Here is a 9,836-nt window from a genome sequence, read left to right as displayed (position 1 = left end):
ATTATTCGGTATTAGCCCCGGTTTCCCGGAGTTATCCCGATCTTGTGGGTAGGTTACCCACGTGTTACTCACCCGTCCGCCGCTCATTCCACAACAATCACCCCGAAGGGATCATGTTGCTTCCTGCGCTCGACTTGCATGTATTAGGCACGCCGCCAGCGTTCGTCCTGAGCCAGGATCAAACTCTCCATAAAAGTGTTTGAACTAGCTTGTTAAAAATCAATTAAAATTGAATTGACGTACATGGCGTTTGTTCAGTTTTCAAAGTTCAATGTGTTGTTCGTTTGTCGGCTTCGTTTTGAAGCGACTTTTACATCTTATCATTTTGTGATTTCGATGTCAACAACTTTTTTAAATTCTTTTAATTTCTTTCGTTGCCGTTTGTTTCCTTTCGGAAAAAGCGACTTTATTAATATAACACTTATTCGAGTTGTGGTCAACAACTTTTTAAGTTTTTATTGCGTTATCTTTGCAACAATGTGTTTGCTGTTAACGCAACGTTTAATAATGTAACATGGCTGCAACAGGAACGCAATACTTTTTGTTAATTTCTTTAGAAAAAAACTTCCGCTCCTTAATCCATGGAGCGGAAGGGGTTAAATTAGTCGCGATTTCTCATTTGAGGGAAGAGCAGTACGTCTCTTATAGATGGAGAATTCGTTAGCAACATAACTAGACGATCGATGCCAATCCCTAATCCTCCTGTTGGCGGAAGACCATACTCAAGTGCTTCGAGGAAGTCCTCGTCCATCATATGAGCTTCATCATTCCCCGCTTCACGTTCTTTAAGCTGACCTTCGAATCGTTTACGTTGGTCAATCGGGTCATTAAGCTCGGAAAATGCATTTGCATGTTCACGACCGACGATAAACAGTTCAAATCGATCTGTGAAGCGCTCATCTTCCTTATTCTTCTTCGCTAGAGGAGAAATCTCTACAGGATGTCCATAAATGAACGTAGGCTGAATGAGATTCTCTTCCACAGCATGCTCGAAGAATTCATTAACGATATGTCCGTATGTCATAGATTTCTCTACATGAACTCCATGCTCTTTAGCAAGCTGGTGAGCTTCTTCGTCTGTCATGTGCTTCCAAAAGTCAACGCCTGTGTATTCTTTAATTGCATCTACCATGTGAAGGCGTGTCCATTTCGGCTCTAGGTTCACTTCATAATCACCATACTGAACGGTCTTCTGACCTAGTACGTCTTCTGCAATATGGGCAACGACATTTTCAGTAAGGTCCATAATGTCATGGAAGTCTGCATACGCTTGATACAATTCCATCATTGTAAATTCAGGGTTGTGTCTTGTAGAAACTCCTTCATTACGGAATACACGTCCGATTTCATATACTTTCTCCATACCACCTACAATTAGTCGTTTTAAATGTAGTTCGATTGCAATACGCATGTAAAGAGGCATGTCTAGCGCATTATGATGAGTGATGAAAGGACGAGCAGAAGCGCCGCCAGGAATTGCGTGCATAGTTGGTGTCTCAACTTCTAAGAATCCTTGGTCATCAAAGTAACGACGCATAGATTGAATAATCTTGCTTCGTAGAATGAAAGTTTCTTTACTTTCAGGGTTTGTAATTAAATCAATGTAACGTTGGCGATAGCGTTGCTCAACGTCTTTTAGGCCATGGAATTTCTCAGGGAGTGGACGTAGGGATTTAGTGAGCATGTGGAATTCTGTTGCTTTCACAGATAGTTCGCCTACTTTTGTTTTAAACATGACACCTGTGATCCCCACAATGTCTCCAAGGTCTGCTGTATTGAATAATTCATACGCTTCCTCGCCTACCGTATCTTTACGAACGTAGATTTGAATCTGCCCTTTTAAATCTTGAACGTGAGCGAATCCGGCTTTTCCTTTGCCTCGCTTCGTCATAATACGACCTGCAATTGTTACTTCAATAGCTTTTTCTTCAAGTTCTTCTTTCGTAAAGTCATCATATGCTTCTTGTAACTCTACGGAATGATGCGTGCGTTCAAATTTGTTCCCAAAAGGATCTAATCCTTGGTCCGCATAAGCCTGCAGCTTATCGCGACGAACCCGCATGAGGTCATTTAATTCTTCTGTCATTGTTATCACTCCATCTATTGGTTTGAACAGTGCCATCCTATCCGTTAGAGGAAAAACATGACGCTAAGCCATGTAATGGTCATGCCTATCCTTCAACCTGTTCACATGTTGTTCCTTCTCTTGCTTCACGATGCACGGCCCCCGCTTCCTATTAAAGCGATAGGGCGTTTCATAAGTAGCTTACGCCTTTACCGTAACAGGTTTACCTAACGATTGCACGACTCTTAAAACGCATCTGTAAACTTTGCTCTCTCAACAAGTTGCTTAGAGCACCATCTTGTATGGTACGCTCTACTACTCTTTCGGAGTAAGTTCATGAATAGGAACACCAAGTTCATACGAAGCCCGGTTAATCATTTGTTCCGTAGGCATTCTTGTTCCTCGTTCAATCTCCCCTAGTACAGATACAGAAATCCCTAGAGTCTTTGCAAACGATACTTGTGTATATCCCTTTAGCTTTCGGTATGCCCGAATGCGTTTTCCCCACTTTTCGGCTTCCATACTTGCACTCCCTTTTGTTCCTCTCTTAACTCAGAGAGTAATTGCGCAACCGTACGGTTAGAGCCTGGTACATGTAGTGTAGCATTGAGTTCAAATAACGGGACGAGTACAAAGGCTCGTTCGTGCATTCTCGGATGTGGTATGATGAGTTGCTCTGTTTCAATATTTTCTTGATTATACATTAAAATGTCAAGGTCTATCGTACGAGGACCGAATCTTATTTCCCTTTCTCTTTCCAACTCATGTTCAATAGATTGGCAAAAGGCCATGAGACTCTCAGCTGAATAGGTGGTTTTCACCTCTACGACCATGTTTAAGAAGTCATCCTGTTCTGTATACCCAACAGGAATTGTCTCATAAATAGAAGAAGTCCTCACCACACTTACTTCCAGAACGTAATCAAGCTGTTCAACAGCCTTCTTCAGGTAGGCCTCGCGATCTCCAATATTTGACCCGAGCGCAATAAATGCAATATTCATGCTTCCCGCTCCCTAAATACTTCAATTGCTACCGACTCATAGTTACCCGGAATTGGCGGGTCTGGTTTAATGACCTTTACTCGACATGCTTGTAATCGGCTAAATGAGCGTAATAACGTCGACGCAATATCCTCAGCGACTGCTTCCACAAGATTCTTCGCTTCACCTTCGACAATACGCTGTGTCTTATTATAGATGTCCGCATAGTTGATACTCTTAGACATGTCGTCTTCTTGACCGGCATCCCTTAAGTCTAAGTGCAACTCAAGGTCCACCTTAAATCGTTGACCTAATTTATTCTCCTCCGGAAACAAGCCGTGATAGCCATAGAATGAGAGTTGATTCATATAAATCTTATCCATTGTCGCTCTCTCCTTTTCCAATCATCTTGTCCATCATCTTCGTCATTCGAGCAATTGGTTTAACATCGTGGACACGTACAATGTTCACCCCTTTTTGTACCCCCAAGCACACAGTGGCGCCCGTTCCTTCTATCCGTTCTTCTACCGGCGTGTCCAATACCTTTCCGATAAAGGATTTACGCGAGGTGCCAAGCAGGACTGGGTAAGGCAACGTTGTAAAGGCTTCTAGATTCCTCATAACCTGAATGTTATCCTCGGCCGTTTTGGCGAAGCCCACTCCTGGGTCGAGTACGATGTTCTCCTCTTTGACGCCGGCTTTCAAGGCAATGGCAACACTCTCTTGTAGCCCCTTTAGCATGTCATCGATTAAATTCACGTAACTACGCTCGCTCTGGTTATGCATCAGTATAATAGGAACATTTAGTTCTGCAGCCACTTCAGCTATATTAGGTTCTTTCTTCGCTCCCCATACATCATTGATGATTGATGCACCAGCTTCAATTGCTTGCCTCGCTACTTCAGCCTTATACGTATCCACCGATATAGGAATGGATATTTCCGAATGAAGCGCTTGAATGACTGGTAGAATCCGCCGTAGTTCTTCTTCTTCTGAGACTGGTGTATGACCAGGGCGCGTCGATTCTCCCCCTATATCAATCAAATGGGCTCCATCCGCTTCCATCTGCTTAGCTTGATGAACAGCCGCTTCCAATTCGTCGTAATTACCACCATCAGAAAAGGAGTCTGGAGTAATATTTAAAATTCCCATTACAAGCGTTTGTTTATCATAATCATAATTGCGAACACGCGTTCTTAATTGGTTGTTTTGCTTCAAGTTAATCATCCCTCTAGCGTACTCATTCCTACCTTCTATTGTACACAATACCAGTCTTATATTCACTTCCTGCAACTAATCTGAACACAAGAAGCCCCTCTGTGTATACAGAGAGGCTTCTTAATTCAATAGGCTATTGACCCTTGTTGTAAATCCAATCTACCCCTACTTCTTGCCACAAAGGTTCTGTTGAGGCATTTCCTTCAAGGTGTTGAGAAGCAAGTTCTCTTCGAATCTTTCCTTTAACGTCTTCGTAAGAGAGCGCAATCTCAGGGAGAGAGCGATGAACATATAAGAGTACATACCCTTCATCCGTTTGGAACGGTTTCGTGTAATCCTCTTCTTTAACACGGGCAGCTTCGTCTAGGTAGGCTTTCGGAATAATGGTATCGTCCGTGGTGTAATAACCGAGATAGCCACCAGTCTGCCTAGTTTCATCATCCGAATGTTCTCTTGCAAGTACAGAGAAGGAAGAACCACCTTCTAGTTCATTATAGATCTGGTCTGCTTCTTCTTCCGTAGGTACCACAATTCGAGACAGTTGATAGGTAGATGAGAATTGATATTGGTCTTTATACTCGTCATAATGTGCTTCGATTGCTTGGTCTTCAATAGGGATGTCTTCGGTAAGCAATTCTTCTAATCGAATTTGATAAATGAGTTCTTGTTCCCACTCTTTACGCTTCCGCTTGAGCTCATCCTTACTTGTTATCCCTACCGCCGTTTCCATGAGAGACAGTTCTCGCTCGAGCACTTTATCATTAATAGGGACGTCATCGTGACTGGACAGTTCGTCCACGACTGCACGATCAATCATGTCCTTAAGCACTTTCTCTCCATGCTTCTTCTCTAATTGAATCATCCAGTCCTGATTTGTAATAATCTCACTCCCTACTAATGCAACAGATTCGTTGAATTCAGCAGAAGCGATAGGGGAAATGGAAGAATCAAGGTCGCTGCTTATAGCACGCCCTTTGTTCATCCATAGAACGAGTGTTGAGATGTTTATAAGGATTAGGGCGAGTATAATTCCCCATAAAATTCTTTTAGTCATACCATCCACCTTTTCTCCTTATTAGCCGTTCATCTTGTCTTTAATTTCTCTTAGCTCATCTTCAGTGAATTGGTAAACTTCATTACAGAAGTGACAAGTCGCTTCCGCTCCGTGGTCTTCCTCAATCATCGCTGCTACTTCATCTACACCTAGACCTGAAATTGCCTGTTCAAGACGCTCTCGAGAACAACGACACTTAAAGTTGACTTCTGACTCACCTAATAATTTAAGTTGACCCTCACCAAAGATTCTCGTCAAGATATCTTCAGGAGCATTCCCCTCTTCAATCAAACGAGAAATTTGAGGCAAGCTTTGGATTTGCTTCTCAATGAAATCAATTGTTTCATCAGTAGCACCAGGCATAATTTGAATGATAAAGCCACCCGCAGCTTTAATGGTATGGTCTGGATTGACCAACACACCAGCACCAACTGCAGAAGGCACCTGTTCGGAGTTAGCAAAGTAATACGTGAAGTCTTCACTAATTTCGCCACTCACAATCGGGACTTCCCCTGTGAAATAGTCCTTCAAGCCAAGGTCTTTAATAATGCTTAGCGTACCGCTAGTTCCTACTGCACGCGCAACATCTAGCTTTCCTTTATCATTTAAGTCAAAGTCAACGTGAGGATTAGACACGTAGCCACGAACGTTACCATGCGCGTCAGCATCAGCTACAATGGCACCAATTGGTCCTCCGCCTTCAATTTTCACTGTAATTGTGTCGTCCCCTTTATTCATGGAACCAATCATCGCAGACGCAGTCATGGTACGCCCAAGCGCCGCTGAAGCAGTTGCAAATGTATCGTGACGACGACGAGCTTCCTCTACCAAATTAGTGGAACGAATTCCATAAGCTCGTACTGTTCCATTAAACGCTGTCCCTCGAATCATATAATCGTTCATAATGCACATTCTCCTTTTATTCGTTATTTCCTGCATTTAAATTGTAAATCTCTTTTAAACCTTTCAACGTCAGATGAGCGTCTACTACATCAATGGATTTGGATTGGTCAGCAATCAATGAAGCTAGCCCACCTGTAGCAATCACTTTAGGGGCATGAGTTGTCTGTGCCTTCATGCGCGAGACAACTTCATCTACTTGACCAACATAGCCATAAAAGATCCCTGATTGCATGGCTTCAACAGTCGACTGTCCGACGACATTCTCAGGAGCCACAATTTCTATCCTAGGGAGTTTAGCTGCTTTCGCATACAATGCCTCTGTCGATACGTTGATCCCAGGCGCAATTGCCCCTCCCATATATCGTTCCTGTTCGTCTACATAACAGTACGTAGTCGCGGTGCCAAAATCAATTATGACGAGCGGAGCACCGTACTCTTTAACGGCTCCAACTGCATTCACAACTCGGTCCGCGCCTATTTCATGGGGATTTGGATATCCCATCTTCAAGTGCGGGTCTACCGTCGAGCGACCCACCACTAGCGGCCCCTGTTCAAAGTAACGGTGACACATCCGCTCTAGCGAGAACATAATAGGAGGTACGACTGAAGATATAATAATCCCATCTATATCATTAAACTTGAGGTTCTCATGGTCAAATAACGAGCTCACGAGCATACCATATTCGTCTTCCGTTTTATATCGGTCGGTGGCTACACGCCACTGATATTTCAATTCATCTCCGTCAAAAACACCAAGTACAGTATTGGTATTCCCTACATCTAAAACGAAAATCATACATACACCGCTTCCCTTCGGTCGTTTAACGTTACCCATTCTACCATATTTATAAAATTTACTGTTGGATTTGATTTTATGTCCAATCGCTTGGAACTTTGAATTATTACAAAGAATCAGTTCTATCTAAATGTATAAAAAAAGCTCCAGCAACGCTGGAGCTTTTTCTTTATTTATCGTCTTTTTTATCTAGGTTTACTTCTGTAGAAGGTTCTTCGTCTTCTTTAGACTGAATGTTCACCTTCACATCAGAATTTTCACTCGCTGAGTCCTGTTTCTTCTCGATGTCGACTGTCCCTTCAGGGAGCTTGCCTTCATCAAATAGAGAACGGATTTGCGTTGCATCAAGCGTTTCACGCTCAAGCAATGTTTGCGCTGTTAGTTCTAGTTTATCTTTGTGTTCTGTTAGAATCTGCTTCGCACGATTGTAACAGTCCATAATGATTCTTTGAACTTCTTGGTCAATCTCATAAGCGATTGTGTCACTATAATTCTGCTCGTTCTGGATATCGCGTCCAAGGAAGACTTGACCGCCACCAGTACTACCGAATTGAAGAGGTCCTAACTTCTCACTCATACCGTACTCAGTAACCATCTTACGCGCAATGCTAGTTGCACGTTGGAAGTCGTTGTGAGCACCAGTACTTGCTTCGCCAAATGTAACCTCTTCTGCAACACGTCCACCAAGCAGACCTGTAATCTTATCAAGAAGCTCTGGCTTCGTCATAAAGAAGCGATCTTCTTTCGGTAACATAACAGCGTAACCACCAGCTTGGCCACGTGGTACAATCGTTACCTTATGAACCACATCAGCCTCATCTAAGACCATACCAATGATTGTGTGTCCACTTTCGTGGTAAGCAACGATGTTACGTTCTTTCTTAGAAATAACACGACTCTTCTTAGCTGGCCCAGCAATAACACGATCAATTGCTTCATCAACTGATTCCATGTCAATCTTCTCTTTATTAGAACGGGCTGCGACAAGTGCCGCTTCGTTAAGAAGGTTCTCTAAATCCGCACCAGAGAATCCAGGAGTGCGCATTGCAATGGTGTGAAGATCAACAGACTCTTCATCCAATGTCTTGTTGTTCGCGTGTACTTTAAGTACTTCTTCACGACCTTTAAGATCTGGACGGTTAACCGTGATTTGACGGTCGAAACGACCAGGACGGAGTAATGCAGGGTCTAGAATGTCTGGGCGGTTCGTCGCAGCAATGATGATAATTCCTTCATTTGCACCGAAGCCATCCATTTCAACTAGTAATTGGTTAAGCGTTTGTTCACGTTCGTCGTGTCCGCCACCAACACCAGCACCACGTTGACGACCTACTGCGTCAATCTCATCAATGAAGATGATACATGGAGCATTTTTCTTCGCGTTCTCAAATAAGTCACGAACACGGGATGCACCAACACCAACAAACATTTCAACGAAGTCGGAACCACTGATTGAGAAGAATGGTACACCTGCTTCACCAGCAACCGCTCGTGCAAGTAGTGTTTTACCAGTACCCGGAGGTCCAACTAATAGTACACCTTTAGGAATACGTGCACCGATTGCAGCAAATTTACGCGGGTCTTTAAGGAAATCAACCACTTCCACAAGTTCCTGCTTCTCTTCATCTGCGCCGGCAACGTCTTTAAAGCGAACCTTTTTCTTATCTTCACTGTATAACTTCGCCTTACTCTTACCGAAGTTCATCACGCGACTTCCGCCACCTTGAGCCTGGTTGAGTAAGAAGAAGAATAAGAAGAAGATAATAATAAATGGAATGATGGACGTTAGAAGCTGTACCCATCCACTAGGCTCTTCTGCCTTTTCAGTGTCTAGTTCGATCCCATTTTCACTAGCTGTCTGGCGAATTTGGGAAATCAATTGTTCATTGTCGAGAATTTCTGTTTCGAAATTATTAGCTTCGTCGTCACCTTCCGAATCGAGCTCACCAGTAATCCTGTAAGCATGATTCGTATATTGAATGGTCATTTGTGTGATTTCACCATTGTTTAACTGATTTAAAAATTCAGACGTAGTGAATTCCTTGGATGGATCTCTGTCACCTTGGAACAATCCAACAACCCCAATTACGACTAAGAAAATCAGTGCATAAAAAATGGTGTTACGAAATATTCGGTTCATTGCCTACCTCCTCCCAAGCGAGAAAACTATATTAAATAGTACCATATGAATTTGGACCTATACAAACAATTACCCTCAGTCTGTACAAGGCGTTACACTAGCTATATGACTATATTGTTCCCATTATTCTTTAGAAGTTCCACCGTAAACCTCAGGTTTCAATACTCCAATGTATGGTAGGTTACGATATGCTTCATTATAATCAAGGCCATAACCAACAACGAACTCGTCTGGAACTTCAAATCCTGCAAGGTCCGCTTTCACGTCACCTTTACGTCCAGCTGGCTTGTCAAGAAGCGTAACAATCTTAATAGAGCGTGCTTTACGGTATTTGAACAAGTCCACTAAGTAACTTAGAGTCAGGCCGCTATCAATAATATCCTCAATAATAAGAAGATCTCTACCTTCTACTTTCGTATCTAAGTCTTTAATGATTTTAACCTCACCAGAAGATTCCATTCCTCCGTGATAACTTGATACGTCCATAAAGTCCATCTCAAGATACGTGTCCACGCGTTTGAGCAAGTCGGACATGAACGGCATTGCACCTTTCAATACGCCAATCGCAAGCGGGAAACGTTCGTTATACTCCTCAGAAAGCTGTGCCGCCAGTTCGCGTATTTTCACCTGAATTTCTTCTTCAGATATTAATACTTTCTCAATATCGTTATGCATTTTCC

The 9,836-nt window shown here is 42.8% G+C and carries 10 protein-coding genes and 1 rRNA gene; all 11 read right to left on the bottom strand.

Going from position 1 to position 9,836, the window contains the following annotated elements; all coding sequences use genetic code 11:
• Nucleotides 1-194: ribosomal RNA gene (locus tag H513_RS0116350) — 16S ribosomal RNA — on the bottom strand; the annotation flags it as partial.
• A gap of 407 nt (nucleotides 195-601) precedes the next feature.
• Nucleotides 602-2,086 (bottom strand): lysine--tRNA ligase, encoded by a 1,485-nt coding sequence (gene lysS / locus H513_RS0116345; protein WP_026801688.1) that lies wholly within the window; start codon nucleotides 2,084-2,086, stop codon nucleotides 602-604.
• Nucleotides 2,087-2,380: 294 nt separating this feature from the next.
• Nucleotides 2,381-2,587 (bottom strand): helix-turn-helix domain-containing protein, encoded by a 207-nt coding sequence (locus tag H513_RS0116340; protein ID WP_026801687.1) that lies wholly within the window; start codon nucleotides 2,585-2,587, stop codon nucleotides 2,381-2,383.
• Nucleotides 2,539-3,066: a 2-amino-4-hydroxy-6-hydroxymethyldihydropteridine diphosphokinase gene (gene folK / locus H513_RS0116335; protein ID WP_026801686.1), complete on the bottom strand. Its 528-nt coding sequence runs from the start codon at nucleotides 3,064-3,066 to the stop codon at nucleotides 2,539-2,541. Before folK ends, H513_RS0116340 begins: the two co-directional genes overlap by 49 nt.
• A complete protein-coding gene (gene folB / locus H513_RS0116330) occupies nucleotides 3,063-3,428 on the bottom strand; it encodes a dihydroneopterin aldolase (RefSeq protein WP_026801685.1) in 366 nt (121 codons plus the stop codon). The genes folK and folB overlap by 4 nt, the downstream gene beginning before the upstream one ends.
• Nucleotides 3,421-4,272: a dihydropteroate synthase gene (gene folP, locus H513_RS0116325; RefSeq protein ID WP_026801684.1), complete on the bottom strand. Its 852-nt coding sequence runs from the start codon at nucleotides 4,270-4,272 to the stop codon at nucleotides 3,421-3,423. Before folP ends, folB begins: the two co-directional genes overlap by 8 nt.
• 124 nt (nucleotides 4,273-4,396) lie before the next feature.
• Nucleotides 4,397-5,317: a peptidylprolyl isomerase gene (locus H513_RS0116320; protein ID WP_026801683.1), complete on the bottom strand. Its 921-nt coding sequence runs from the start codon at nucleotides 5,315-5,317 to the stop codon at nucleotides 4,397-4,399.
• A 21-nt stretch (nucleotides 5,318-5,338) separates the two neighbouring features.
• Entirely contained in the window at nucleotides 5,339-6,220 is an 882-nt protein-coding gene (hslO, locus tag H513_RS0116315; protein ID WP_026801682.1) for an Hsp33 family molecular chaperone HslO, read from the bottom strand.
• A gap of 16 nt (nucleotides 6,221-6,236) precedes the next feature.
• Entirely contained in the window at nucleotides 6,237-7,016 is a 780-nt protein-coding gene (locus tag H513_RS0116310; RefSeq protein ID WP_026801681.1) for a type III pantothenate kinase, read from the bottom strand.
• Between the two features lie 169 nt (nucleotides 7,017-7,185).
• The gene (ftsH, locus tag H513_RS20515) at nucleotides 7,186-9,156 is read right to left on the bottom strand and encodes an ATP-dependent zinc metalloprotease FtsH (RefSeq protein ID WP_036770486.1); all 1,971 of its coding nucleotides are present in this window, start codon (nucleotides 9,154-9,156) and stop codon (nucleotides 7,186-7,188) included.
• Nucleotides 9,157-9,279: 123 nt separating this feature from the next.
• Nucleotides 9,280-9,831 carry a hypoxanthine phosphoribosyltransferase gene (gene hpt / locus H513_RS0116300; protein ID WP_026801680.1) on the bottom strand — a complete coding sequence of 184 codons (552 nt, stop codon included), beginning with the start codon at nucleotides 9,829-9,831 and terminating at the stop codon, nucleotides 9,280-9,282.
• Between the last annotated feature and the right edge of the window lie 5 nt (nucleotides 9,832-9,836).

The organism is Pontibacillus halophilus JSM 076056 = DSM 19796, from assembly GCF_000425205.1.
In the GTDB taxonomy this organism is placed as follows: Bacteria; Bacillota; Bacilli; order Bacillales; family BH030062; genus Pontibacillus_A; species Pontibacillus_A halophilus.
This window is presented reverse-complemented; position numbering and strand designations above follow the sequence as displayed.

Excerpts from the sequence above, each read along its gene's own strand:
- H513_RS0116310 (WP_026801681.1), bottom strand. The coding sequence starts at position 7,016 with ATGATTTTCGTTTTAGATGTAGGGAATACCAATACTGTACTTGGTGTT.
- ftsH (WP_036770486.1), bottom strand. The coding sequence starts at position 9,156 with ATGAACCGAATATTTCGTAACACCATTTTTTATGCACTGATTTTCTTA.
- H513_RS0116320 (WP_026801683.1), bottom strand. The coding sequence starts at position 5,317 with ATGACTAAAAGAATTTTATGGGGAATTATACTCGCCCTAATCCTTATA.
- lysS (WP_026801688.1), bottom strand. The coding sequence starts at position 2,086 with ATGACAGAAGAATTAAATGACCTCATGCGGGTTCGTCGCGATAAGCTG.
- hpt (WP_026801680.1), bottom strand. The coding sequence starts at position 9,831 with ATGCATAACGATATTGAGAAAGTATTAATATCTGAAGAAGAAATTCAG.
- H513_RS0116340 (WP_026801687.1), bottom strand. The coding sequence starts at position 2,587 with ATGGAAGCCGAAAAGTGGGGAAAACGCATTCGGGCATACCGAAAGCTA.
- hslO (WP_026801682.1), bottom strand. The coding sequence starts at position 6,220 with ATGAACGATTATATGATTCGAGGGACAGCGTTTAATGGAACAGTACGA.
- folP (WP_026801684.1), bottom strand. The coding sequence starts at position 4,272 with ATGATTAACTTGAAGCAAAACAACCAATTAAGAACGCGTGTTCGCAAT.
- folB (WP_026801685.1), bottom strand. The coding sequence starts at position 3,428 with ATGGATAAGATTTATATGAATCAACTCTCATTCTATGGCTATCACGGC.
- folK (WP_026801686.1), bottom strand. The coding sequence starts at position 3,066 with ATGAATATTGCATTTATTGCGCTCGGGTCAAATATTGGAGATCGCGAG.